This window comes from Hymenobacter persicinus (genome assembly GCF_004167665.1).
Lineage (GTDB): Bacteria > Bacteroidota > Bacteroidia > Cytophagales > Hymenobacteraceae > Hymenobacter > Hymenobacter persicinus.
Genome location: NZ_SEWE01000046.1, coordinates 1 through 25,284 on the forward strand (window position 1 = coordinate 1; position 25,284 = coordinate 25,284).

At 56.0% G+C, this 25,284-nt stretch carries 26 protein-coding genes and 1 tRNA gene; 16 read left to right on the forward strand and 11 right to left on the reverse strand.

Features of this window, described 5'->3' with window-relative positions; all coding sequences use genetic code 11:
* The first annotated feature begins 201 nt into the window (after window positions 1–201).
* The 8 genes from EWM57_RS17190 (at window position 202) to EWM57_RS17225 (ending at window position 6,452) form a co-directional block, all read left to right on the forward strand.
* Window positions 202–384: a hypothetical protein gene (locus EWM57_RS17190; protein WP_129922168.1), complete on the forward strand. Its 183-nt coding sequence runs from the start codon at window positions 202–204 to the stop codon at window positions 382–384.
* Between the two features lie 64 nt (window positions 385–448).
* On the forward strand, window positions 449–631 hold the full coding sequence (locus EWM57_RS17195; protein ID WP_129922168.1) for a hypothetical protein: 183 nt from the start codon (window positions 449–451) through the stop codon (window positions 629–631).
* A gap of 64 nt (window positions 632–695) precedes the next feature.
* Window positions 696–884, forward strand: a complete 189-nt coding sequence (locus EWM57_RS17200) for a hypothetical protein (protein WP_129922392.1) — start codon at window positions 696–698, stop codon at window positions 882–884.
* 66 nt (window positions 885–950) lie between these two features.
* The gene (locus EWM57_RS17205) at window positions 951–1,220 is read left to right on the forward strand and encodes a hypothetical protein (RefSeq protein ID WP_129922393.1); all 270 of its coding nucleotides are present in this window, start codon (window positions 951–953) and stop codon (window positions 1,218–1,220) included.
* A 54-nt stretch (window positions 1,221–1,274) separates the two neighbouring features.
* Window positions 1,275–2,636, forward strand: coding sequence for a radical SAM/SPASM domain-containing protein (locus tag EWM57_RS17210; protein WP_129922394.1), 1,362 nt, complete (start codon window positions 1,275–1,277; stop codon window positions 2,634–2,636).
* A gap of 4 nt (window positions 2,637–2,640) precedes the next feature.
* The gene (locus EWM57_RS17215) at window positions 2,641–3,663 is read left to right on the forward strand and encodes a hypothetical protein (RefSeq protein ID WP_129922395.1); all 1,023 of its coding nucleotides are present in this window, start codon (window positions 2,641–2,643) and stop codon (window positions 3,661–3,663) included.
* Between the two features lie 49 nt (window positions 3,664–3,712).
* A complete protein-coding gene (locus EWM57_RS17220; RefSeq protein ID WP_129922396.1) occupies window positions 3,713–5,953 on the forward strand; it encodes a peptidase domain-containing ABC transporter in 2,241 nt (746 codons plus the stop codon).
* Window positions 5,954–5,969: 16 nt separating this feature from the next.
* Window positions 5,970–6,452: a hypothetical protein gene (locus EWM57_RS17225; RefSeq protein WP_129922397.1), complete on the forward strand. Its 483-nt coding sequence runs from the start codon at window positions 5,970–5,972 to the stop codon at window positions 6,450–6,452.
* A gap of 295 nt (window positions 6,453–6,747) precedes the next feature.
* Here the strand turns inward: EWM57_RS17225 and EWM57_RS17230 are convergent, their stop codons facing one another.
* Window positions 6,748–6,954: a heavy-metal-associated domain-containing protein gene (locus EWM57_RS17230; RefSeq protein WP_129922398.1), complete on the reverse strand. Its 207-nt coding sequence runs from the start codon at window positions 6,952–6,954 to the stop codon at window positions 6,748–6,750.
* Entirely contained in the window at window positions 6,929–7,207 is a 279-nt protein-coding gene (locus EWM57_RS17235; RefSeq protein WP_129922421.1) for a four-helix bundle copper-binding protein, read from the reverse strand. Before EWM57_RS17235 ends, EWM57_RS17230 begins: the two co-directional genes overlap by 26 nt.
* A 598-nt stretch (window positions 7,208–7,805) precedes the next feature.
* On the opposite strand from EWM57_RS17235, the gene EWM57_RS17240 reads away from it, so the two are divergent.
* The 3 genes from EWM57_RS17240 to EWM57_RS21430 all read left to right on the forward strand — a co-directional run bounded on the left by EWM57_RS17240 (window position 7,806) and on the right by EWM57_RS21430 (window position 10,831).
* Window positions 7,806–10,082, forward strand: coding sequence for a heavy metal translocating P-type ATPase (locus tag EWM57_RS17240; RefSeq protein ID WP_129922399.1), 2,277 nt, complete (start codon window positions 7,806–7,808; stop codon window positions 10,080–10,082).
* 12 nt (window positions 10,083–10,094) lie between these two features.
* Window positions 10,095–10,472: a cupredoxin domain-containing protein gene (locus tag EWM57_RS17245; RefSeq protein WP_129922400.1), complete on the forward strand. Its 378-nt coding sequence runs from the start codon at window positions 10,095–10,097 to the stop codon at window positions 10,470–10,472.
* A 158-nt stretch (window positions 10,473–10,630) separates the two neighbouring features.
* A complete protein-coding gene (locus tag EWM57_RS21430; protein WP_242510124.1) occupies window positions 10,631–10,831 on the forward strand; it encodes a helix-turn-helix domain-containing protein in 201 nt (66 codons plus the stop codon).
* A gap of 442 nt (window positions 10,832–11,273) precedes the next feature.
* Here EWM57_RS21430 and EWM57_RS17255 read toward each other — a convergent pair whose 3' ends face one another.
* Window positions 11,274–12,467 (reverse strand): tyrosine-type recombinase/integrase, encoded by a 1,194-nt coding sequence (locus EWM57_RS17255; RefSeq protein WP_129922402.1) that lies wholly within the window; start codon window positions 12,465–12,467, stop codon window positions 11,274–11,276.
* 167 nt (window positions 12,468–12,634) lie between these two features.
* On the opposite strand from EWM57_RS17255, the gene EWM57_RS17260 reads away from it, so the two are divergent.
* Window positions 12,635–13,912 (forward strand): hypothetical protein, encoded by a 1,278-nt coding sequence (locus EWM57_RS17260; RefSeq protein ID WP_129922403.1) that lies wholly within the window; start codon window positions 12,635–12,637, stop codon window positions 13,910–13,912.
* 122 nt (window positions 13,913–14,034) lie between these two features.
* On the opposite strand, the gene EWM57_RS17265 is transcribed toward EWM57_RS17260, so the two are convergent.
* The 5 genes from EWM57_RS17265 to EWM57_RS17285 all read right to left on the reverse strand — a co-directional run bounded on the left by EWM57_RS17265 (window position 14,035) and on the right by EWM57_RS17285 (window position 19,722).
* Window positions 14,035–14,520, reverse strand: a complete 486-nt coding sequence (locus EWM57_RS17265; RefSeq protein ID WP_129922404.1) for a lipocalin family protein — start codon at window positions 14,518–14,520, stop codon at window positions 14,035–14,037.
* 1,749 nt (window positions 14,521–16,269) lie between these two features.
* On the reverse strand, window positions 16,270–16,944 hold the full coding sequence (locus EWM57_RS17270) for a hypothetical protein (RefSeq protein ID WP_129922405.1): 675 nt from the start codon (window positions 16,942–16,944) through the stop codon (window positions 16,270–16,272).
* A gap of 76 nt (window positions 16,945–17,020) precedes the next feature.
* On the reverse strand, window positions 17,021–17,905 hold the full coding sequence (locus tag EWM57_RS17275) for a hypothetical protein (RefSeq protein WP_129922406.1): 885 nt from the start codon (window positions 17,903–17,905) through the stop codon (window positions 17,021–17,023).
* A 44-nt stretch (window positions 17,906–17,949) separates the two neighbouring features.
* Window positions 17,950–18,600, reverse strand: coding sequence for a hypothetical protein (locus tag EWM57_RS17280; protein ID WP_129922407.1), 651 nt, complete (start codon window positions 18,598–18,600; stop codon window positions 17,950–17,952).
* 699 nt (window positions 18,601–19,299) lie between these two features.
* The gene (locus tag EWM57_RS17285; RefSeq protein WP_129922408.1) at window positions 19,300–19,722 is read right to left on the reverse strand and encodes a hypothetical protein; all 423 of its coding nucleotides are present in this window, start codon (window positions 19,720–19,722) and stop codon (window positions 19,300–19,302) included.
* Between the two features lie 187 nt (window positions 19,723–19,909).
* Here EWM57_RS17285 and EWM57_RS17290 point away from each other — a divergent pair, with 187 nt between their 5' ends.
* The gene (locus tag EWM57_RS17290; protein ID WP_129922409.1) at window positions 19,910–20,485 is read left to right on the forward strand and encodes a hypothetical protein; all 576 of its coding nucleotides are present in this window, start codon (window positions 19,910–19,912) and stop codon (window positions 20,483–20,485) included.
* 198 nt (window positions 20,486–20,683) lie between these two features.
* Here EWM57_RS17290 and EWM57_RS17295 read toward each other — a convergent pair whose 3' ends face one another.
* The gene (locus EWM57_RS17295; protein WP_129922410.1) at window positions 20,684–21,052 is read right to left on the reverse strand and encodes a hypothetical protein; all 369 of its coding nucleotides are present in this window, start codon (window positions 21,050–21,052) and stop codon (window positions 20,684–20,686) included.
* Between the two features lie 207 nt (window positions 21,053–21,259).
* Here EWM57_RS17295 and EWM57_RS17300 point away from each other — a divergent pair, with 207 nt between their 5' ends.
* The 3 genes from EWM57_RS17300 (at window position 21,260) to EWM57_RS17310 (ending at window position 24,266) form a co-directional block, all read left to right on the forward strand.
* The gene (locus EWM57_RS17300; RefSeq protein WP_129922411.1) at window positions 21,260–23,002 is read left to right on the forward strand and encodes an AIPR family protein; all 1,743 of its coding nucleotides are present in this window, start codon (window positions 21,260–21,262) and stop codon (window positions 23,000–23,002) included.
* Between the two features lie 11 nt (window positions 23,003–23,013).
* The gene (locus EWM57_RS17305) at window positions 23,014–23,616 is read left to right on the forward strand and encodes a recombinase family protein (protein ID WP_129922412.1); all 603 of its coding nucleotides are present in this window, start codon (window positions 23,014–23,016) and stop codon (window positions 23,614–23,616) included.
* 377 nt (window positions 23,617–23,993) lie between these two features.
* Entirely contained in the window at window positions 23,994–24,266 is a 273-nt protein-coding gene (locus tag EWM57_RS17310) for a hypothetical protein (RefSeq protein ID WP_129922413.1), read from the forward strand.
* A 77-nt stretch (window positions 24,267–24,343) separates the two neighbouring features.
* On the opposite strand, the gene EWM57_RS17315 is transcribed toward EWM57_RS17310, so the two are convergent.
* Window positions 24,344–24,417 (reverse strand) — tRNA-Arg (locus tag EWM57_RS17315).
* Between the two features lie 108 nt (window positions 24,418–24,525).
* On the reverse strand, window positions 24,526–25,251 hold the full coding sequence (locus EWM57_RS17320; protein WP_129922414.1) for a TVP38/TMEM64 family protein: 726 nt from the start codon (window positions 25,249–25,251) through the stop codon (window positions 24,526–24,528).
* Between the last annotated feature and the right edge of the window lie 33 nt (window positions 25,252–25,284).

The following is a 25,284-nucleotide window of genomic DNA, read 5'->3' on the forward strand; positions in this document are numbered from 1 at the left end:
AGCAGGAAGAAAATGCCGCCGAGTTCGAAAACCTCGGCCAGGAGCTGGCTGCCAAGCTCAAGGGCGGCAGCGAAGCCGCGGTGGACGACGAAATCACCATCAACTTCAGCTGCCCCCAGAACACGGGCTGCAAATAGGCGCTAGCCTCCGTCTGATTTTTTCCTTTCCACATCATTTCGCCGGTTTCCGGCACCCTGTACCATGAAAAACAAGAACCTCAAGTCCCTGCTCCAGACCGTCGCCAACCAGCAGGAAGAAAATGCCGCCGAGTTCGAAAACCTCGGCCAGGAGCTGGCTGCCAAGCTCAAGGGCGGCAGCGAAGCCGCGGTGGACGACGAAATCACCATCAACTTCAGCTGCCCCCAGAACACGGGCTGCAAATAGGCGCTAGCCTCCGTCTGATTTTTTCCTTTCCACATCATTTCGCCGGTTTCCGGCACCCTGTACCATGAAAAACAAGAACCTCAAGTCCCTGCTCCAGACCGTCGCCAACCAGCAGGAAGAAAATGCCGCCGAGTTCGAAAACCTCGGCCAGGAGCTGGCTGCCAAGCTCAAGGGCGGCAGCGAAGCCGCGGTGGACGACGAAATCACCATCAACTTCAGCTGCCCCCAGAACACGGGCTGCAAATAGGCGCTAGCCTCCGTCTGATTTTTTCCTTTCCACATCATTTCGCCGGTTTCCGGCACCCTGTACCATGAAAAACAAGAACCTCAAGTCCCTGCTCCAGACCGTCGCCAACCAGCAGGAAGAAAATGCCGCCGAGTTCGAAAACCTCGGCCAGGAGCTGGCTGCCAAGCTCAAGGGCGGCAGCGAGGCGGCCGTTGACGATGAAATCAGCATCAACTTCAGCTGCCCCACCAACCAGAGCTGCGGCAAAGGCTAAGCCCGCGCCAGCTGTCTAGCTACCCTTGTCCGGATCGGTCCTTCCCAGGCCTTATTCTCTACTCCCATGCATCACAAGAACCTTCAGTCGCTTCTTCACCAGGTCACCACCGCTCAGCCAGATGCCTCCCCGGACGTCGAAGTCCTGACCCAGGAGCTGGCTGCCAAACTGAAAAGCGGCACGGCTCAACCAACCGACGGTGCCTACGCCTACGCTTCCGAGCCCACCGGGCTGTGGCGGCGGCTGGGCTCCTGGCTGGACCGCATGGAACGAGTCCGCGCCCAGCTGGGCCGGTCCGGACAATTGGCTGACCGCACCCAGCCCGACTTCGACTAAGCCAGCCCCGTCATCCTTTCTCTTAACCAGCTACTCAGCACAACTACTGAAGCTATGGATTTCAAGCGTTCCTTTTATACCGTGGCTACGGGTTCGCTGGGCGGGCCGGTCGACGACGCCAACGGCCGCGTTATTCTGTATTCGACCCGCACGGCCAAAACCCACGTGCTCAAGCAACAGCACCTGGCGGCCCTCGACGCCGGACAGTTCGACCTGCTGCCCGACACCCTGTTCGACGCCCTAGTGGAGGCCGAAGCCATCGTGCCGGCCCACGAAAATGAGCTGCAGGTGCTGCTCAACCGCTCCCGCTCCGCCGTGGACGACTCCCGCACCCTGAACTTCGTGCTGCTGCCCTCCTCGCAATGCCAGCTCGGCTGCGACTACTGCGGGCAGTCGCACTCCAAGACCTACATGAAAACCGACATCTACGACCAGATCGTGGAGCGGGCCCGCCGCCAGCTCGACCTGAGCCGGCACACCGAGCTGCACGTGGCCTGGTTTGGCGCCGAGCCCCTGACCGGCCTGGCCCACATTCGCCAGGTGTCGGCCCGCCTGATGGCTTTGGCCGCGGAGCTGGGCATCGGTTACTCGGCCCACATGGTTACCAACGGCCTGTCCTTGAAGAAGGCCATTTTTGAGGAGCTATTTGAGCAGTGCCAGATCCGGCGCTTCGAAATCACGCTCGACGGCGACGCGGAATCCCACGACGCCCGCCGCCATACCAAGGAAGGGGAGAAGACCTTTGACCTGATCCTGAAAAACATCGTGGACGTGACCCACTCGCCGGTCTACGCCGGCCACGGCCAGGTACTGTCGGTGCGCTGCAACGTGGACCGCCGCAACATCGACCGGGTGATTCCGCTCATCGAGCTGCTGGCCAGCAAGGGCCTGAACGACAAAATCCGGTTTTACACGGCCCCGGTGTATTCGTGGGGCAACGACGCCCACCTGCTCTCCCTAGAAAAGGCCGAGTACGGGGAGCGGGAAATTGACTTTCTGATTGCCCAGATGCAGAATGGCTTCAAGCTGGCCACCATTCCGGGTTTGAACAGCATCGTCTGCATTGCCGTGTCCAAGGACGCGGAAGTAATTGACTCGCAGGGGCAGATCTACAACTGCACCGAAATTCCGCTTGTGCCGCTCTACGAAAGCGCCGACTACCTGCTAGGCAACGTGCGTAAGCAGCCCGAGGTGTCGTTGCAGGAGCGCGCCTTCCACGACTGGCCCGACCAGATTGAATCCAACAAGGCGCTGTGGTGCTCGAGCTGCCGCATGCTGCCCGTGTGCGGGGGCGCCTGCCCCAAGGCTTGGCGCGAAGGCAACCCGCCCTGCCCACCCGCCAAAGCCAACATCGAAGACCGGCTGGCCCTGGCCTACGTGTACGCCAAGGATGGTTTTGCCACTTACGCCGACTAAGCCCATGGAAACGCTCCACCTCGCTCCGGCCCCTCCCGTTTCTCTCGCCGAGCTCACCGCCTACCTGCGCCACCCCGGCCCGGCCGACGAGAAGCCCCGCCGCCTGCCGCCCCGCCGCGACATCTTCAACGATGTCATCAACGAGGCCCTGCACGCTCACTTTGACTCCAAAACGATTCGTTCGATTCACTATACCATCAATACCTACGTGCTCGGGTTTCGGGCTGCCAAGTCCGGCGACTTCAGTACGGCCCGCGTCGAGTTTGCCCGCGCCGATGAGCTGTTGGCGCTGCTCGAGCAAACCCACGAGCCCCGGGTGGTAGCGTTTCTGCGCTGCCTCACGCTGCCCTACCAGGCGTACTTCAGCTACCGCCGCGGCCTGTTCGACGAGGCCGACGCCCAAACTTACGCCGCCATTGCCAGCATTGGGGGCCTGGAAGATCAGATTGCCATCTTCCACATTGCCCGCGTCCAGCAGCTGCACAACCTGAGTCGGATCAGCTTCCGCCGCGGGGAGGCCGCCGCCGGGGCCACGCTGGTGCACGAACTGCTGCGCTACCTAAGTGCCGGCACCGCCCCGGCCCTGGCCGGCAGCTGGGCGCCCGCGTTGCTCGACAACACGCCCGCTGCCCTGCGCGCCGACATGTTTGCCCAGATTTTCCTGGAAATGGTCGGCAACCTGGCCCAGCTGCCTGAAGTGGCCCAGCGCCACCACCAGTTCACGCTGGCCTTCGGGGAGCTGGCCGACCAGACCGTGGGCCTCGACTTCTGGCCACCCTACCAGGCCTGGCTGACGGCCTACGAGGCTCTGCTGACGGCCGACGAAGCCAGTTATGTACCCCTGCTGGGCGCTTTCCTGCAATTGCCCGGCCACGCCCACGACCTGCTCAAGCTGGCCCTGCTGCGGGAGCTGGCCGGCCGCCGCCGCGCCGCCGCGGCCGCGCCCGACGACCTGGCCGCCGCGCTGCCCACCTACGCCCGCGCCATGCTCTGGGTGTCGGAGCCCTACCTGAGTTTGCTGGCGTAACGCCGCTGCCGACGCGTTTTGTCCGGCCCGTACCTTTTTCGCCCCTGTCATGCAGTTTAAATTTTACCGCCAGCACGATGCCATGGACTGCGGGCCCACCTGCCTGAAAATGGTGGCCCGCCACTACGGCCGCACCCTCGACCTGGAATACCTGCGCAGCATCTGCTACCTCAACTCCGAAGGCGTCAGCATTCTGAGCGTGTCGGAAGCCGCCGAGCAGATCGGGCTCAAGACACTGATGCTCAAGTCGACCTACCAGTACCTAGTCGACAACGTGCCGCTGCCCTGCATTCTGCACTGGAACCAGAGTCACTTCGTGCTGCTGCTCGATATTCAGGAAGGCGGCATCATGGGGCGCCTGCGCGGGCAGGCCGAGCGCATCACCATTGCCGACCCCGGCCACGGCGTGGTCACTATCGACAAGGCCACCTTCATGCGGGGCTGGGCCAGCGCGGCCGGGCAGAAAGGCGTGCTGCTGGCCGTAGAGCCTTCCCGCCACTTCTACGTGACGGAGGTGCCCACCGAGCACACCCAGGGCTTTGCCTTTTTGCGCAACTACGTCCAGCCCTACTACCGCTACCTGATTCAGCTGCTGTTGGGCATGACCCTGGGCAGTTTGATTTCGCTGGCCTTTCCGTTTTTGACCCAGTCGTTGGTCGACTTCGGCATCAACCGGCAGAATGAGAGCTTCGTGGTGCTGATTCTGCTGGCCCAGCTGCTGCTGCTACTCGGGCAGCTCACGGTGGGCATCGTGCGCAACTGGATTCTGCTGCACATGAACACGCGCATCAGCATCAGCATCATCTCCGACTTTCTGCTCAAGCTCATGCGCCTGCCGGTGCGCTTTTTCGACAGCAAGTCCATCGGCGACATCACCCAGCGCATCACCGACCACCACCGCATTGAGGTGTTTCTGACCGGCAACTCCATCAACAGCGTGTTCTCGCTCGTCAACCTGGTAGTGTTTTCGGTGGTGCTGGGCCTGTATAGCCTGCCGATTCTGGGCGTGTTTGCCGCCGGTAGTCTGCTGATGATGACCTGGGCCCTGCTGTTTATGCGCCGCCGCCGCCACCTCGACTACCTGCGCTTCCAGGGCCAGCGCGACACCCAGGACAGCCTGTTCGAGATTATCCACGGCATGCAGGAAATCAAGCTCAACCACAGTGAAAGCTACCGGCGCTGGGAGTGGGAAAAGGTGCAGGTCAAGCTCTTTCGGCTCAACAACCGCACCCTGGCCCTGGACCAGGCCCAGGATCTGGGCTCGTTTTTCTTCAACCAGGCCAAAAACATCATTATCACCTATCTGGCCGCCCGCCAGGTGATTCAGCACGAGCTGACGCTGGGCATGATGCTGAGCATTTCCTACATCATCGGGCAGATGAACAGCCCGCTCGAGCAGCTCATCCACTTCGTCAAGACCACCCAGGACGCCAAGCTGAGTTTGGATCGGCTGCGCGAAATCCACGGCCGGCCCGACGAGGAAGGCCCCGCCGTGTCGGATGAGCAGAGCGCCGAAGCCGCCCTGCTGGCCGACCAGAAAACCTGCCGCCACGGCGACATTGTGCTCGAAAATGTGTCGTTCCGCTTCGAGGGGCCCAGCTCCCCGCTCGTGCTCAACGACGTGAGCCTGGTCATTCCCGAAGGCAAGGTGACGGCCATCGTGGGCACCAGCGGCAGCGGCAAAACCACCCTGCTCAAGCTGCTGCTCAAGTTTTACGCGCCCAACAGCGGCCACATTGCCATCGGCAAAACCGACTTCACGACCCTGTCGCCGCGCTGGTGGCGGCGGCAGGTGGGCACCGTGCTCCAGGAGGGTTACATCTTCTCCGACACCATTGCCCGCAACATCGCCATGAACTCCGACGAAATCGACGCGGCCAAGGTGCACTACGCCGTGGAGGTGGCCAACATTGCCGAGTTTGTGCAGGGTTTGCCGCTGCGGTTTACCACCAAGATCGGGCGCAGCGGCAACGGGCTCAGCGGGGGGCAGAAGCAGCGTTTGCTCATTGCCCGGGCCGTGTACAAGGACCCGCGCTACCTGTTCTTCGACGAGGCTACCAGCGCCCTCGACGCCAACAACGAAAGCGTGATTATGCGCAACCTGAACGAGTTTTTCCACGGCCGCACGGTGGTGGTGGTGGCTCACCGGCTCAGCACCGTCCGCCACGCCGACCAGATTGTGGTGCTCGACCAGGGCCGGGTGGCCGAAATCGGCTCCCACGAGGAGCTCGTGCACCGCCGCGGCCGCTACTTCGACCTGGTTCGCAACCAGCTGGAGCTGGGTAACTGATTTTTTTCTGACCGCCATGCCCGAACAGTTCGACATTCACCACCACGAAGTCCAGGAAATCATGGGCCGGATGCCCGGCTGGGTGACGCGCTGGACCTCTACGGGGCTGCTGGGCGGCTTTCTGCTGCTGGTATTTACCGCCGACCTCGTGCGCTTCCCCGACCAGGTGCCGGCCCAGGTGCAAATCATCCGCGACGCCACCGATCCGTCGGAGGTACGCGTGCAGGTGCCCATCGAGTCGGCGGCGGCCGTGCACCCGGGCCAGTCCATGCTCATCGACCTGGATGCCTACCCGGCCCGGCAGTACGGCTACCTGCGGGCCACCATCACGGAAGTGCTGCCTTTTTCCGCCACCGACTTTGTGCAGGTGCGCGTGGCCCTGCCGGCCCAGTGGCAGACGACTACGGGCTACGAAGTGGCCCGGCAGCCGCTGCTGCGCGGGCAGGGCGCCATCACGGTGAGCGAAACGACCTTGTTGCGCCGCATCTGCCGGTATTAGCAGAGCGCGGGCCGGCCGCGGAACTCCAAGCGAGTGAGCTTCTCTGTGAATTGGGACGGACGATACGTACGGCCATCAAACTGCGGGCCCGCGCCGATTCGGTCGTGGAAAAGAACATCACGATCCGAAAGACCTTCCTTCGCTACGGACCGCGGGCTGAACGAGGATTGGGCCTACGAATGCTACGCCTGGAAGCACCGTGAGCCCGATGTCCGGTGGCATCCACCCCCGCGGCAAGCGTGGAAATGAAACGAGCGGGCCTGACGGTCCGCTCGTGAGCAAGGCGCAGAACAGGTTAGGCAGCCTGGGCTTGGAAGCCAGCTCCTTCAACCAGCGCCAGCACCTGTTCGACGCTGAGGTTGGTGTCGACGGTCAAGATTTTGTCCGGGTTGGCGGTGTCGACCTGCCAGGTTTGGATGGCTTTCTCGCCGTTGAGGGTGGGCGTTACAGCTTTAATGCAGCCGCCGCAGTTGATGTTAGTTTTGAATTTGAGAGTTTGCATGGCAGGAGAAGTTAGGCAGCCGAGGGTGGTTGGGCTGCTGATTCATAACAGACAAAGCTAGCGGCTGGTGCCCGCGCAAGGGGGACAGAATTAGGCCGGGGGCTTGCATGATTTCAAGCAGAGCGGCGGGCTTTTCGCACTCGTCGCCGCAGGCCCTGCAAATCTCGGCGCACTCGCGCAGCAGGTGCTGGCCCTGCTCAGAGTAGCGGGCAAGGAAGCGCGCCGTAGCGAGGCCGATGTGTCTTTGCAGCAGTCGTGGCGGCGGCCTGCCTTTCTATGCCGGTGCTCGGCGACGCTTTTTTTGGTTGCTCTTGGCGTGGCCGTAGCAGCTGGGCTAGGATGGCTAGGCACAGGGTGGCTGCGGGCTGGCTCATTGTGGCGCAGTAGCACTAGCCCACGAACACGTTGACGAAGACGAGCAAGAAGCGCATCGCCAGCAAACGGCGGAAGGGGAGCAGGTTACGGAATATACAAAGCCGGTAAAACACGGGCAGCCATAAAACTAGGAAATTACCTGGGAGTGCTTGAATGGCTCTTTTGCCGGGTTAATGAGGTGGCAGTTCCAATAGCGACAGGGTGAGTGGGATGCGGATATTGCGTAATGAGCTGATTGGCTAGCGTTAAATGGCATTGCGAGGGGAGAAGAGCATGCAGCTACGCAACCGAATGAGGCCGGCTCGATGCTCAATTTTATAAGTCCAGCTTGAGCCAGTCAATCATCAAATTATGCAAGTGTAACGCAGGATTCCGTACCAACTAAAGGTGCCGGCTGCCGTTCCTTTGGTATATCCTTCTGGGCCCGGGCTTATTGGCCTACCCGGGGTTCTGAAGGCTTTTTAAGCTACTTCCCTATGTCTGCCTCCACTAAAAATACGGAAACGGCGACGCTCGACATTGAAGGCATGACCTGTGCCTCGTGCGCGTCGGCCGTGGAAAAGTCGCTGAGCCGCGCCCCGGGCGTGCAAAGCGCCATGGTCAACTTTGCCACCGAGCAAGCCACCGTGCACTACCTGCCGGGCCAAGCCAGCCACGCGACCCTAAAGCAAGCCGTGGTGAATGCCGGCTTCGGGGTGGCTGAGCGGGCGCCGGACACCAGCGCCGCCGACCGGCAAGCCGAAATAGACCAGCAGAAAGCCGCCGCCTATGTCAAGCTCAAGCGCCGCTTCTGGGTGGCAGTGGGACTGGCCGTAGTCATCATGCCGCTGAGCATGCTGATGCTGTGGCCGGCGCTGCTGCAGCGCGTGAACGTGCAGTGGCTGAATTATGCGCTATTGCTGCTCACGCTGCCGGTGCTGCTGTATAGTGGCCGGGAGTTTTATAGCTCGGCCTGGAATGGATTCAAGCATCGCTCGGCCAACATGGACACCCTCATTGCGGTGGGGACGGGCGCGGCGTTTCTGTATAGCTTGGCGACTACCGTGGCGCCGGGGTTCTTCATGCGCCACGGGCTGATGCCGGAGGTGTACTACGATACCACGGCCACCATCATCGCGCTGATTCTGCTGGGCAAGGTGCTGGAGTTGCGGGCCAAAACACAGACCTCGGCGGCCATTCGTTCGTTGATGGGCCTGCAGGCCAAAACGGCGCGGGTGGTGCGGCCCGGTGGGGCCGAAGTAGATGTGCCGATTGAGCAGGTGCAACTGGATGATGTGGTGATAGTGCGGCCGGGCGAGAAAGTGGCCACGGACGGCATGGTTACCGAAGGGCAGTCGGCTGTGGACGAGGCTATGCTGACGGGTGAGAGCCTGCCGGTGGAGAAGAAAGTCGGCGACCCGGTGTTTGGGGCCACGCTCAATAAAACCGGTTCCTTCCGCTTTCGGGTGACGAAGGTGGGTGCCGATACCATGCTCTCGCAGATTGTGAAGCTGGTGGAAGATGCCCAGGGCAGCCGGGCCCCCATCCAGCGGCTGGCCGATAAAGTCAGCGCCATTTTCGTGCCCACGGTGGTTGTTATTGCGATTTTGACGTTTGTGCTGTGGTTTGACTTGGCACCAGTGGCCACGCGGCTGCCGCTGGCCCTGGTCAACTTCGTGGCGGTACTCATCATTGCTTGTCCGTGCGCGTTGGGGCTGGCTACGCCCACGGCTATCATGGTGAGTACGGGCAAGGGGGCCGAGTACGGCGTGCTGATTCGCAACGCCGAGGCGCTGGAGAAGGCCTACAAAGTGAACACCGTGCTGTTGGACAAAACCGGCACCATCACCCGGGGCGAGCCGGCCGTGACGGACTTTGTGCCGGCCGCGGGTCAGGACGCGGCGCAGCTACTGCAGCTGGTGGCTGCTCTCGAACGGCAGAGCGAGCATCCGCTCGCCGAAGCCGTGGTGCGCTACGCCGATTCGCAGCAAGCAGTGGCGCTACCGGCGGTTGATTTTCGGGCTATTGAAGGCAAGGGCGCGGCGGCCACGGTGAATGGGCAGGCAGTTCTGATTGGCAACCGGGGCCTGCTGGCTGATGAGCGGGTAGCCTTTCCCGCGGCGTTGACCAACCAAGCCGAGCAACTGCTAAGCCAGGCCAAAACCGTGTTGTACGTGGCCGTGGCGGGCCAGGCCGTGGGCTTGATTGCGGTGGCCGATACCGTGCGCGATACCTCGGTGGCGGCCATTCAGAAGCTGCGGGCCCTGGGCATCGAAGTCGTAATGATGACGGGTGACAACCCGCAAACGGCTGCCAAAGTGGCCGAGCAGGTCGGCATCAAACGTTACTTCGCCGAGGTGCTGCCGAGCAGCAAGGCCGGCAAGGTGAAGGAGCTACAGGCCGAGGGCCGCGTGGTAGCCATGGTGGGCGACGGCATAAACGACGCGCCGGCCCTGGCGCAGGCCGACATTGGCCTAGCCATGGGTGGCGGCACCGATGTAGCCATGGAAGCGGCCGGCATCACGCTCGTGCGCTCGGATTTGAACGGGGTGGTGACGGCCATTGAGCTGTCGCGCCAAACCATTCGCACCATCAAGCAAAACCTGTTTTTTGCCTTTGTCTACAACACGCTCGGTATTCCTATTGCCGCCGGGCTGCTCTATCCGCTCTTCGGATGGCTGCTTTCGCCGATGCTGGCGGCTGGCGCCATGGCCCTGAGTTCGGTCTCGGTACTGACCAACTCGCTGCGGCTACGGGCTTTTAACGACCACTAAACAAGACGAGCCATGGATACGACGGCGGTAATAGTGACGATTGTGGGGCTAAGCCTGGCGGGGTTCGTGCTCTGGTATTTCTTCTTTTCGGCCCGGCAAACGGCCAGTGCGGTGTCCTCGTCGAGCGGGATGCAGGAGGTGGACATCACGGTGAAGGGCGGCTACTCGCCCGACGTGATTGAGGTGGAGCGTGGCAAGCCCGTGCAGCTACACTTTTACCGCGACGAAGAAAACAGCTGCTCGGAGGAGCTGCTGATGCCGGATTTCAGCATTCGGCGCGACCTGCCGGCGTTTCAGACGACCCTGGTGGAGCTGCTGCCCAAGGAAGCGGGCCGGTTTGAGTTTACCTGCGGCATGGGCATGCTGCGCGGGGCATTGGTGGTGAAATAAGCAGCATGAAGACGACGCCCGGGGGCACCGAGCCGGATGATCCTGCCATTCAGGCGGTGCTGGCGGGCGCATCTCGAGGACCGCATCAAAATGCTGCTGGTGGCCAGCATATACTACCCGCCGCCGGGCCGCGCCTGCTAAATTATTCCGATTATTTGGTGCAGCACCTGGGGAAAAGCTACCACCATCTCTCGTACCTGTTCGCGGCCTCAGAGAGGCTTACCATTGAGAAGTTCATCCTCCGTCAGAAGGTGGAGCGGGCCAAGGAGCTGATTGACTACGGCGAGCTGAGCATTGCCGAGGTGGCGCAACAGCTGGAGTACAGCAGCCCGGCGCACTGGTCGCGGCAGTTTCGGTAGGTGACGGGGCTCACGCCGACGGAGTTTCAGCGGCTGGGGCCGACTAGCCACGTCCGGCGCAGCCTGGATGCGCTGATATAAGAGTGCGGACCGCGTCGTAGTACTGACAACCTCTCAAACCAGTTCCATCGGTTTTACGGCGGCACCCGCTTTCATCCCTTGGCGCGTCGAGGACACGATTGGTTTGCAGTATTACGCCGGGTGCCCCACCTAAAGTGTTCGTACTGAATCCAGAAATAGAATACCGCAGCTACACCTCAACAAATAAAAAGCCCCTTCATGCTGCATGAAGGGGCTTTTTGAGTGGTCGTATAAGGACTTGAAATGATGTTTTGGTTTCCAACGCTTTCCAGTAAAAGCGCCTTGATTGGCTGCATCCGCGGTAGCACACGGTAACCTGTGGACCTTAGTGGAAGGCAACTTCCCAAAATCTGCCACTGCTTTATGCCACTGAGCGGCTCATGCCCGGCGAGCGGCGCACGAACTCCTGCAGCAGTTTGATCGTGTCCACGCCGACGTAGTGGTTGAAGCTCTTCTCGGTCGAATGGCCCGTGGCCTGCATCACCATGCGGGTGGGCACGCCCTGGTAGAGCTTCAAGGTAACAAAGGTTTTGCGCCCCAGCTTGCTCGACAGCGACAGGCGCGTGATGCCGGCCAGTTGCTGCACCACCTTCAGAAACTCGTTGACCCGGTAGCACGTGGGCAGCAGCAGCCCGTCCGGGGCGCGCTGCTCATACTTGGCCGCCAACTCCACGAGGTGGAACAAGTCGTCGTCGTAGAAGGGGATGTAGCACTCGTGCTGGTTTTTGCCGGCCTTGAGGTGAATCATCTGGCCCTTCACGTGCTTCCAGCTGAGCAACTCCGCGTCGCTGATGCGCAGGCCGGTGTAGGCACACTCCAGAAACTTGTCGCGGGCCAGCTCGACGTGCGCGGCCCAGGCCTGGTAGCGTTGCAGCTCGGGCTCGTGCGCGGTGGTGTGGCTCTGCTGGTGCAGCTGCTGGAGCCGCTCACGCACCGAGGCCGAGGTGAAGTCAATCTGGTAGATGCGGCGCAGCTCCTGCTCGGTCAGCGCATCAACGCCCACGTACTGGCTGGGCGCGGCGAACTTGCGATACTTGCGGTTGACGGGCAGATCCTTCTCCTCCTCACACCAGGCCAGAAAGGTCTTCAGCCGGCTGATGTGCTTGCCGAACGTGTTGATTTCCTGCCCCAGCTCATCTACCACGTAGTCGCGGAAACTGCGGTAGAAGTCCTGTTCCATGGCCTCCAGCGTCAGCTCGATGTGCTTGGCTGCGGCATAGCCCTCGAACCGGGCCAGGGTGGCCTTCAGTCCGTTGATCGTGCTGCTGGCCACCCGCCGGTGGGTGCTCGGGTTAACTTTCTGCTGGTAGTCTTCCACCCACTCTCGCATCATCAACAAGAAGCCCGACTGGGAGCCGGCCAGCTCTGGAGCAGGTGCTGCCGAAGGTAGCGCCGCCGTTGGCGCAAGCAACTGCTTCAGGATGCCATCCAGCTCGGCTTTCTCCAGGCGTCGGTGCTCGTTTTCGGCCGCGAACAGGGCCTGCTCGGCCGTTTCTGAAATCAGGTTGAGCCGGGGATTGATGTGGTTGTAGTTGCTGCCCTTCTTGACCAGCACGTTACTATCCTCCTCGTTCCAGTAACAAGCCCGCGGCCGCCGGCGACGGTAAGACGCAGGCCGACCACGAGAAAGCGGAGAAGGACGCCGAAACGGCCCGTAAAAAGGCAGAGGCGGCCCGAGACAAAGCCGACCAGGCGCGCCTGAACGCGACTAAGCAGTGGGTGATGGATGAGGGCGGGCTGCTGCGTGAGCGGAATGCCCTCTGGACCCAGCTTGGGGAGCGTTTGGTGAGTGATGAGGAGGCGCGCCGCATCAAAGAGCAACAGAAGCTCTTCGATGATGCTGATACAAAAATTGCGAAGCTCACCGGGCTGGAGGTAGATTATGCCGACCAGGTGCAAACTATCGTCGCTGATCGGGACCTGGCCCTGCGTGACTTGGCTGCCAAGCATGCTGAGGAGGAGGAGAAGAGACGGCTGGACGAAATCGACCGACAGATTCAGCTCAGCCAAGCGGAGGAGCAGGAGCAGCTGGCGGCACTGGAGCTGAAGCTGGCCAATGGAGTCACGAACGAATGGGACTACCAGAATGCCGTGTTTGCCGTCAAGCAGGCGGCCCATGATAGGGAGCTGGCCCTGATCCGGGAGAAGGCGGGGGCAGAAACGGCCGAGTACAAGAAGGCCAACGCCGATAAGCTCCGCGACGAGGCCGACTACAAAGCCAAGAAAAAGAAACTCGATGATGACCAGGCCAAGGCCGAAACCATCATCCAGGCATTCAAGAAGGTGATGGGCCAGCAGGAGCTGGACTTCCTGGGCGCCGCGCTGGGGAAGAAGTCGGTCATCTACAAGCTGGCGCTGGCCGCCCAGAAGGCGGCCGCCATTGCTGAAATCGAAATCAACCTGCAGAAGCAGATCCAGGACGCCTTCACCACCGGTGCCAAAATTCAAGGCCTATTCCCGCCGGTCAGCATTCCGCTGGGCGTGGCCTACACGGCCGCAGCCATTGGGGGTGCCGTCGTGAATGCGGGCCTGTCGACGGCCAAGATTGCTGGCTTCCGCGCCGGCGGCCGCACCGGTGGGGGCACGCCCTCGCTGGAGGTAGCCGGCCTGCAGGTGGCCGCCAACGGAAAGCTACTCGACGGCGAGGGCTTTGCCGTGGCCGGCCTGGTGCACGAGAATGAGTACGTGATTCCCGAGTGGATGCGGGCCGACCCCCAGGTGGCGCAGATGGAGCAGTGGCTGGAGGCCCGCCGGCTCCGCGGCTACGCCCAGGGCGGTGCCACCACGGAGGGCGGGAGCCAGGTGCCGGTCGGGGAGCTGGCTGGCGCTGATTCGGGCGAAGTAGTGCAGCTGCTGCGGCAGTTGATTGCCGACAACCGGAGCAATGCGGAGAAGATGGACACCTGGGCTCGGGAGCTGAAGGTGGTGCAGAAGCTCCACGAGTTCGACCAGGAATATGCCGCCTGGAAGAAGGTGAACAATGGTGGAATCAATGGCTGACGCTCCCCCTAGTCAATCATGCAGTAGAAAGGTAATTGACTCAGGCTCCTGCTCGCGAGCGAAAGGAAAATTTTCTTCGCCAGAAGGGAAAGTTTCGTTGAATGGACAATGCTGCCTCAATGCTACTTGCCCTGATATGTGGAAGTTGTTACATTAATCGTCGTACCGAACGTCTCACTATAGACGACGATGAGCTTTTGCTCTGTTAATTCTTGTATTGTGCCACCACGTGAGGCTAAGCCAACCGTACCACCGAGGTAAGGGTGGAGCATAGTGAGATTTGTATCATTGGCGCCAACGCTCCAAGTTCCAGTTACAGCTTGAGGCTCAGAGGGGTTGCACTTCTCTATGCCATTGTCAAATTGCAGAGTTCCATCTGCTTGAAATCTGTAAAAGTCATCGCGGGCGCAATTAGGATAGGTAGCAAAGAGATCATCGACTGTACCATTATACGTGAGGGTACGCGCTGTCAAGTACCAAGACTTGGCCATTAACTTTTCTGTTGCTGTAAGCGCTGGGGCAGGAGTAGCGGACTTGTTACAGCTAGTGACTAGTACTATTTGGCAGAATAAAAACAGGTAAGAGCTATACGAAAGTTTAGTAAACATGTGTGTTACGAGAGAGATTGAATATTCTTGCTAGTCAATTGAGCAGCGAATGTATAATAAATTATCATCTCTCTAATCGCCCAAAGAGAATAGCTTCTATGGCTTAAACAATAAACCCAAAATAAGCTGGTTAGGTGGGCAAACCCTGCGTTTGAGGAGTTAACGAAACTCATCCTCAGTAAGGGGTTTTCTGTACTTAGCTAGTTGAACCAGTTTATTGAACTTAAGCTCTTCCGTAGCGCAGATTGTAGGTGCCATCAGTCCCTTTGCATAAAAGTTTAAGAATGGGAGGGTATAATTGATAGATCGCGAAAATGAAAAGGACTCTACTCCCCTTGTTTTTGACGCTGGCTGTACTATTCAGCTGCAAACAAAATTTACAGGAATCAAGAATCAGCAACAAGTTGAGAGGTGCCATTGATCATTTCCTGACTAGCATTAAAAATGACCCCAACTGTTCTTCTACAAAGGTTCGGAGCCTAACTATCGGCATACGGAACGCAGGAGACTCTTCTGTAGTGAGAATTCTAAACGCGTATCCAAGGATAAGCCACTTCAAGTTAGTAGGTTATGCAACGCACAAGGGGCGCGAAGTATATATAGTGGGTGACTATAATGATGAGTTGTTTGATACAGACCATTCATTGGTCAGCGTTGTAGCCAAGCTTGAAAAAATAGAGAAAGGGGTTGGACATCATCCATGTGAGGTATCCTATCTGTATACCCATAATAGATTCACAATAAGAGCAAAGAGGCACAGCAACTAGTAGCAGGCCAAAAGCTAGTCCGAATCCAGTTCAGGAAAAGGGTGATTCGGGCGTTCAATTTAAAGCCATTCCTTGGACAAACAGGGTGTTCAGAATACCTGCTCAAAAAAGGCCCCGAAAAACAACGTTTTCGGGGCCTTCTGTATGGTTGTAAAAAGTGTTCATAAAAGAACTCTAATTTGAACACCGTAACGACCGTTTTGCTGAACGCGCACCGTTACAACATAAGGCGTAATAGCCACTATCTCACATTGCAGCTTTGATCCATGCCTATTCGCTTGCCTCAGATCATTACACTACTGCTGATCACCCTCCTGTTTTGTAACTTTTACGTCCAAGCTCAAAACTGGGAAGACGCCCCCAAACCTCATAGCAGCAGGCATGATGAAATCCCCCCATCGCGCTTTTCGTGCGGCTCAAAAGACGAGGACCTCTTTAAAGAATACCACGACGAAACGGGACATGGTGTCAGCCAAGGGCTTGCCAATATAATAGACGGTATTGGCTATCTATTATTACTCATTCGGTGGCTATTCGCGGCTGGGATGCTTTACTTAATAATCAAGAAACTTAGTAAAACTTTCGTCGTCTGGATAGTGATGTGGGTACCCTTTGTGCTAGTAGCATGGATGGCACTATCACCACTTCAGAAGCTCAACCGGCAACTCACCGAATTACAGCAGTTCCAAAAAGAGTGCCGTCCCTTCGAACCACCCAGCCCGGCTTTCAATGCCTACGTGAGCCGAAGATGGGGTGACGCATTCCCTTACATATGCATGCTTACGGTCATTACCCTGATGTATATACCAGCCATTAATCACGTAGTAAGGATTCAAAGGAATCGGTGATCATGGAATAAAAGAGGTGTCCAATAGAAGCTATCAAAGGTTAAAGAGTCCCCGGTAAACACTAACGCTCGTTTAGATTTCGGACCGTTTCGATGAACTCAAAATACTACGTGTATGGAGCTGCCTGTAGGCGCTTAGTCTTCGTGAGGAGTAACCACGTAAGTGCTATCAAGTTGCCTTTTGATAAACCGGTTATTCTTAAACTCTAGTAGATAGTGCGCGGTCGTAGTGCCTGATAGCCATTCGGGATCCTGTCCAGCTTTCGTACCGGGCTTTTCAATCAAGTCCACACCCACGTTTTCCTGACGAAATGTTGTTGGGGACACTTGTACGGATCTGTAATCATTATGCCCCCCGCTGCCATCAAAGTATTCAGCCAGGGTCACGTTTGTAAGCCACTGGTTATCAGACGTGAAAAGAAGCATCTGCAACTTGCCATGGATTCCGTCAAAATCCGAGATGGCAGCGACAACTTCGGCCCGATTGGGGCCAAGCGCAAACGTGTGATAACGGTAATAGACGGTTGCACTGTCGAACTCGGCTACTCCGGTCAAGAGGGGTTTTATGAGCGTACTGTCGGCACGCGGAAGGGTGCGTAAACTGTCCAGCAGAGAGGAACCTTCGAGTGGCACAAGCCGGTACGATATAGGCTGAAACGGAATAGAATGATCTGTTGCGACCGTTGTAGAGGGTTCTACGGCTACCGGGTGGCGTTCTGCCTGTTGTTGGTTACAAGCTCCGCACAGCAGCAGACCAGCGGCGTAGATAAGGATACCCTGAAAATGGGGTGAAGTAACAGCGTATTTCATGTGGAACTGAGCGGAGGGTCGTTAGCGAAGACAAAGTACAATCACTAGCGGCCTTTCAATATTTCGCTCGTTTAACTTAATTAATGTGAGTGGTGCCGGTGCCCTTTCTCATATCATGCATGAGGTTAGTGATGTATTGCTTTCTGGTTTTATCCAGCTGCAGGCGAATCTGTTGGGCATAGGCCTCTTTCCGCTTATTGTTCTGCCGCACAATGAAGCTTTCGGCAGGCGTGAGTGGCTCTGCCCCATGCTTATCTGAGAAAGGCTGGACAGCGAAATTTGAGAGTGTGTAGGTATACTGCCCCTCCTTTATCTGAAGCACGACATTGAACCACAACTTAATACCTATCGAGTCATTACCTACTCCGACATGAATAATCTGCCACCCCTTGCTGCTGAAAGAGTCGGAAGACTTAGCGTAACGGATGGGAGCTTTGGTAGCGAAACAATGATCCAACCAAATGCTAGCTCGTGTGTGTAGAAGGGCTTGGTTAGCACTGTCTTCCAAAACCACATTGGAATAGGTGATTTTCTTCGTTTCGGAATCTACTGGCAGAACTACAGGAATCGTTTGAGCATAGCTTATAGGGGAAACCAAACCCACCAAACAGGCGCAGCGGAATGCCGTTTTAAGCGCTTTCGGCATAGTTAATAAACGCTGACCAACCCCCTTGAGGGAGTAACCTGCGCCGTTGCGCAAGATCTCAAGAGGCGTTACTTCCATTTTATCTTTTCTTGGCTCCTTTTGCTTAACAGCAGAATTGGAGAGGCCCCGGTAAGGTAGGGCAAACGCTTCATTTGGGGGTTCACGAAACTCATCTCCTACACAGGGTTTTCTGTACTTAGTTAATTGAACCAGTTTCTCGAACTCAATCTGGGCGGTAGCGGGCTTTGCAGAGCTTGCAGGTGCCCACCTTGAGCGGTTCAGGAAAAGGAGGGATTTGGTATCCTTGGATACCAATCTACTGGATAGTACTGTCTGGGCGTCAGTCGTCGCCGATGGCTTTACTCGGATGGTTTTAGGGGGAACAGCCAGAGCAGGATTCGGTCCAGTAGGCCGCTGCCCTCCAGCCCGTAGTTGACTCGGCTCATTCGGCGCAACTGGATGACGGTGGTCACCGTGGCACAGTCTCGGAACAGGTCCGCTTCCAGGCGTTCGGCACATGCGGCCGACAATAACCCTTGCTGCATCCGCCGTAGGTCATCCAGGTACCGCTTGATGAGGGCCCATTGCTCGTCGCTGAGCAACGCCTGCTCATCAGCCCCGCCCTGGCGGAGAAAGAAGTCCATGGAGCCATGGTATTGGTTATATACCGCGAGCCGTTTAACGGTAAGCAAGCTGCAGTCCGGGATCCGCGGCGCATTTCTCCGGACGGCAGCACGGATCGCCACACGCCGAAGCAGCAGCGCCAGCAGGTATGGCAGGGCCAGAACCGCCAGGGCCACGGCCACCGCCAGGACCCCGAGCGCCAGCACGGCCAGGAGCACTTTGACGACTCGCCGTAGCAGTTCCATGAGGCGGCCGGCCGTGAGCCAATACCACATCACAAACCCGCCCACGACCAGCAGCGCGGGCCGGAAGGAGTCGAGAAGTCGGATCGCTTGGCTGAGGATAGACAATATGGGTTGAGTGGACTTGTGAAGGAGGGAGAACATGAACAACCAGCTGAGGAGCGAGCTGCACCCAACAGGTCAAGGAATCGGTCCGAAAAGTGAAAGGAGCATACCTGTAGACCCATTACTTTTAACCCTGTTCTTAATTTGATTCTGATGGTTTCATTTACGTCTAATGTGCGGGATGTGCGGAAGCTGCAATATTGGTGGCTGGGATTTACGGTTCTGTTACTCGCCGGCGGAATAGCAACTCTTATCCACAACTACAGAGGACTTGGGTCATTTAGCATGGCTGTTCATGCGAATTTTTCTTTCTTCCATCGAGTAGAGCACCAACTTGGGATATTTGTAATACTGCTAGTGGTGAGTTGTACAGCTCGAAAAGTGGTATGGTGGTTAGCTGTGATCATCATTATTCTGAAAGCCATCTTTCTTATTAACTACCATTTGACCACCGATTTTCGTACGTCGTCCACTAATTATTATAGCGAATTCAGTCATTGTTGTACAATGTTGCATTTAAGATACGTGCCGGGGGTCTTCTTTCATGATGTCATTAGCCTAGTGATCATGTTGAGCCTATATACCTATTGGCTGGTGTTATGTCGGAGGATATTGCGTCAGCATAACAACGCCACGGTTGGCGGTGGAAAAGAGAAGATACAAGGCTAAGCCAGACCTTGATTGAACCGACCTAGGCGTTCATTCAAACGGTCCGAAATCTAAACGAGCGATTGAGGTCTAGTCTGGCACGCGATGATAAGTAGAGTTGCCGAGCGGTTCATAAAAGGGCATATGGTGCGAATTGTCCACAAGTTGGTACTGGACCACGATGGACGGGCAGCGAATGGCAAAGGCTGGGAGTGGCGAGCGGGCATACAGCGTCAGCGTGTCGTGGGCAAAGCGGTACTGGAATGGGTCTAGTCCTTTGACAATGCCAGGTTGACTTTGGTCCTCCCACCCAAGGGGGCGGTCATTATCAGCGACCGTAGAGATTTGTTTGTCGCCCGTAAGGCCCCAGTTGTAGCTCTTGACGAACACCGTGTCGCCTTTACTCGACACGAGCGCCACTCCGTGGTAGTCCCCATTCGCACCGTCGCCACCAGCGCTACAAGAGGTCAGGAGTACTAGGCAACAACTTGCGAACACGCGGTTTTTGAACATGGCGACAAAGTAATTCAGAGGGACGTGACGGAGCGAGAAAGTTCTAGCCACCGGGCAAGCGGTAGTCCCTTAAGCTGTTCAGTAAAACGGTCCAAATACCGAAAGAAGAGTTCAGTGAAAGAGTCCGGAAATGAAACTGCTATAGCGCCGGGCCCATCCAGCCGGAACTTTCTGTTTCTTTGGTGCTATGAAGAAACTACTTTACCTCTCGGCCGTGCTGCTGGCCAGTTGTGGGGAACAAACCACCACTCAAGTACAGTCTGAATCTGTCGCCCGTGATTCAGGTACTGCGGCCAACAAGCCAAAGCCATTAGCTACCACACAAGTATCCGAAACAGAACTGGACCGAATGAACGGTTTTGGCAACGTTCACTTTGGTGACACCCCGGATAAGTTAAAGGGAGCGAAAGAAGACTTTCGTACAGGACCTTTTGCTACTTACGCGCAACATAATCAGGTCAAGCACAAGAATCACATTGACGGAGAGTCCATCTTTTGGGAGTTCAAGGACAACAGGCTTGTAGGTGTCATGTATGTGGTAAATGGGGCCGGTATTAAGCCCTTTATGGAAGCCTTCCACGCTCGATTTGGAGAGCCGACAATGCGCAATGACACGATGTTTTGGCACGGCAGAACGGTATCTGCACTAGCAAATGTTCGTGCTCCTGGCTATAACCCACACAATACGTTAGACTTAGATCCATCGAAAGAGAAAGAGTCCACTTTAGTCATGAGGCTAAAAAAGCTACAGGCCAGCAACTAGCAAACAGGTAACTCCGGACCATGGGGGCAAAGTAACAAGTAGCCCGCGACGGGAGCAGTGGACCTCGGCGAGAAGCACCTCTAGATACTGTCAGGTAGTTCACGCAAAGGGTCATTTTAGGGAGGCTAACAAGGGACCACTCCTCACCTTACTTATTATAAGCTTAGGTCCTCGAGCCAGTTAGGAGGTGGTAGTTGCCTATTGGCACTTCTGGACTACCATCGTATCCTGTACTCGATAGATCCATTTATTCTCCTGCTTTAGATACGAGCCCCTTATCAGAACATATGCGCTGTCACAGACGCCGGTGACTTGCACCCTGAACTTGGCCGAGTCGCCTTCGCGAAGGTCGTGTGGACTATAGCTTAATTCGTATCCAGTTGGCGGCCCAACAAGCTTCATGAGCCCAGCATTCTGTTCAATCCCTTCCTCTATGTCAATTAGGAACTTAGGAGTGACTGCGTAACCATACAGGAGTATTCCTCCTGCCAAAACAATTGTGAACGTAACTAGCGAGTAGGTAAAGATCCTGTGTGTGCGATTGAGGGTAGTAAGGATCTTCTTCATCTAGGACCAAAGTTACTGGAACTTATGATCAGCAAAACGGTGGGTTTACTCGATACTTGCTCCTCCAATTAACGGATGATTTTTGGAGGGTGTTGCCGCCTGCCCATACGGCCTAGAAACACACTGTTTTTAGGCCGTTTTTTGGTGACGTTTATTGGAGGGTCTTTAGTAGCTTTACAACCTACCCTAAACTGATATTTCGATCGCATGAGTGCAGCCACATATTTAAGGTCATTTAAAGCAGCAACAAATCTCATTGCCAAACTAGGCGAAGCGAACGCTTACATGATTTGGGCCATAGGCTTATACTTGGAGGAACCAGATCTAGAAGCATTGGCGTCTGAAGCATTGACTGATGGCAATGATGATAAAAAGGTTGACTTTATTTATCTGGATAGAGATAATAGGAAATTGATAGTTGCTCAAGGCTACTACTCAACCAATGCAAGGTCTTTGAAGGATGTTGCTCCGGCCAATAAAGCTTCTGACTTAAATACTGCATCTGCTTGGCTTTTCTCAGGTGACATTAGTACACTTCCTGATAATCTAAAAAATGCAATATCAGAATTCCGCAAATCATTTGATTTAGGGGAGATTGAGCAAATTGATTTTGTTTATGTACATAATCTGTCAGAGTCGGTTAATGTTGAAAGGGAGTTAAAGACAGTAGCTGGGCATATCAAATCAGCGATAGGTTTGAATTCTCCTATTTCCGTGACCTATAAAGAGTTGGGTTGGTCAACTACGCAAACGCTTTTTGCTAGTCAAAAATCTCACATCACAGTTAAGGATCTGATTTCTGTGCCATATAGCGAATTTCTTAAGCAAGATGCTCCAGGTTGGCAGGCTTTCATATTGTCTGTACCTGGAAAATGGCTTCATGAACTTTTTGCAAAACACGGTGAGTCACTTTTTTCGGCTAACTATAGAGGGTTTCTGGGGATAACTAAACGCAGAACTATAAACAACGCCATTCGTGACTCAGCAGAAAGATTTGAACAAGATTTTTGGGTCTACAACAATGGTATAACTATACTTACAAATAACATCGACATCGTTAGAAAGACGATAACCATTAGTGGAATATCTGTGATTAACGGGGCGCAAACCACCGGGTCACTAGGTTCTATAGATAGCTTGAAGCATCCTATGGATGATGTGAAGGTTCTGTGTAGAATTATTCGTTGTGACGATCCAGCTAAGATCAGTAGTATTGTTAAATATAATAATACTCAAAACGCAATAACTACTTGGGATCAATATAGCGGCGACACGGAGCAGATAAGAATAGCTGAAGAATTTAATCAATTGGGGCATACTTATATTAAAAAACAAGGATTTAGGCCTGGAGGGAATCTCGACGAAATAGGGATCGAAGATGTTGCACAGTCATTGATATCTTTCAAAGGCAGATATGGTGATGCGAATGCTGGGAAGAATAATATATTCATCAGCCCACCATTGTATAAGTTGGCATTTGAGGGGAAGAAAGCAAGACATATTCTCTTTGTGTACTGCATGGCGAGGGCAATTGATGATAGGCGTTTGTCTCTTAAGAATAAAGTCGGCGTGCAACCCTTAATTGATATAGAACAAAAGCAGTTGAATCTGCTTCGTAACCTTAGGTTTAAATATTTTTTAATATCATTGTTTCCGTCGATGCTTGAGCCTATACTTGACTGGCCTGTAGATAATGATATGGTTGCATTTAATCCTGTTGCATCAAAAAAAGAAAACCACTCAATAATATCCTTAGTTGCACTGTGTGTGCCGATTGTAAATAAGATATTGTCTATTGTTGTTTCGCAGATAAAGCCGGATAGGCTTAATGAATTAATTCAAGATGAAGCGGAGGTTAAATTATTAAAAAATACTGCAAGCGCTCTGTTAATGGACATGGAGGCAACTCCATCTATTGAGGAGTTTAAAAAAATGGTTTCAGCCAGTTAGGGTGGGAGAAGATGAGAGTCGCTATTTATGCACGTGTGTCGACGAAAGACAAAGGACAAGAAACCCAGAATCAGCTGCTCGACCTGCGCAGCTATGCCCAGGTGCATGGCTGGACCCTTTACCAAGAATACATCGAGGAGGAATCCGGCGGTACCGGCAACCGTACGCAGTTCAAGGCTTTGTTCGCGGCGGCCCACCAGCGGCGCTTCGACGTGGTACTGTTCTGGAGCCTGGACCGCTTCAGCCGGGAGGGAGCCCTGCCTACGCTCCAGTATCTAAACCAGCTGGAGAGTTGGGGCGTCGGCTACAAGTCCTACACCGAGCAGTACCTGGACTCGACCGGGTTGTTCAAGGATGCCATCGTCTCGATCCTGGCCAGCATCGCCAAGCAGGAGAAGGTGCGCATCAGTGAGCGGACCAAGGCGGGGCTGGCCCGGACCGTGGCCAAAGGCACCAAACTGGGAGCGCCCGTCATCGATACCAAAGTCGTCGACCAGGTGCGGACCCTCAAGGCCACCGGCATGTCGAACCAGGCTATTTCGAAAGCCATGGTGATCTCACCTAGCACGGTGGCCAAATACTTAAAGGAAGGTGTGGGAGCGTCCGCGAGATAAGGTGAGGAAGTACCCGTTCAAGTGGGAGGGCATTGCCCTGGTGCGTGCTCCAGAGGCGAATCTTCCGTTCAGAATCACGCACCGCACCCGGCAGGAGTTGCCGGATGGCATCTGGCTCAACGTGTACTTCCTCAACGATGGCCACTGGGACTGCTACTATGAGGACGAACTGCGGCCACCCTGGGGACCGTGGCCAGCAGGGTAAGTAAGGCGTGCCTTTTTTCTGTCCTTCGCTCCAGGTGAGAAAGTGGTGAGGTTTGGGTGCTTCAATTACCCTAAACCCTCATCACTTTTTTATGCGCAAGTCTCTATTACTCGCTCTGGCCTACTCACTCGCCGGCATCGGTACCTGTTCGGCAATTGCCGCACCCCCGCCCGTGAGGCTTATTCCCCGGCCTGTGGTCGATATGCACGAGGCGACCAACTACTCGGTCGACGTGCTGAAGCGGCACATTACGGCTTCCATGCCTGTGTTCAATACGGCCGATCTGAAAATGCCGGCGTTGGTGAACCTAGACTTCCGTGCCAAGCTGGGTAAGGAGCGGGTGCTTCGCCGGCTACATGGCCGCCGCTGGCAGGTGCAGCACAACCGCTATTTCGCCGGTCGGGTGTCGGAAGTGACCTGCGAACTGGTAGCAGTTAATGGCTGAAATCGGGGAAAACTGACACCCGTTTTGCCACCCCTTAAAGAAAATGGCCCTCAGCGTTGCGCTGAGGGCCTTTTCTGTGGTCGTATAAGGAGTCGAACCTTAAACCTTCTGATTCGTAGTCAGATGCTCTATCCAATTGAGCTATACAACCATTTGCCGATTTGGTTCTGCAAAGATAAGGGCAAAGCTTTTAGATGCACAACCCACGGGCCACAATTTCCCGCAAAAAACTTGCAAAAAGGGCGCAAGCGGCTGAAAGTCAGTTTTGATTTTTTTCGTCGTTTGCGGTGCTGCGACCCAGGGCGCGCTTCAGGGCCCGGTCGAAAATGTAATACAGCCCGAATAGGGACACGACCACCAGCCCAATCAGCAGCAGTTTGCCGGTCGTGCCGGTATCATGGCGGTTCAGCAGCGAGTACACGTCCTGGGCCTTGGTGCCGAGCCAGTAAAAAAACAGGCTGCGCGGCAGCATACCGGCCACGCTGCCCAGCAGAAACCGCCGCCGGTCGACGCGCATCACGGCCAGCACGAAGGTCATCAGGGCGAAGGGCAGGACCGGAGAAATGCGCGTGAGGACAATGAGCTGCCAGCTTTCGTTTTTCAGCTCCCGCATCACAGCGTCGGCCTTGGGAAAGTGATGCAGAAAGCTGGTCATCTTGCCGTGGTCGAGGCGGGAGGCCACCTCGTAGCCCACGAAGGCGGCCAGGGCGTAGGCCAGCACCATGCCCGGCAGACCGGCCCAGCCCAGGTAGAACCCCGTGGCCAGGGCCACAAACGTGGTGGGCGTAAGGGCAAAGGCCATGGTGAAGGCAATGACCACGAAATACACCAGCGCCTGCCCCAGCGACAGGTGCTGGAGCAACTCCTGGTTGCGGTAAAGCAGATAACTCAGCGACGAGCTTCCCAGCACCGGCATGGCCACCAGCAGCGCCATGGACAGCAGGGTGGAGGCGTTTTTTTGGAAAAGCTCTTTCAGAAAGGCCATAGGCAGCGAAAAAAAACGGGCCGACTGGAAGCA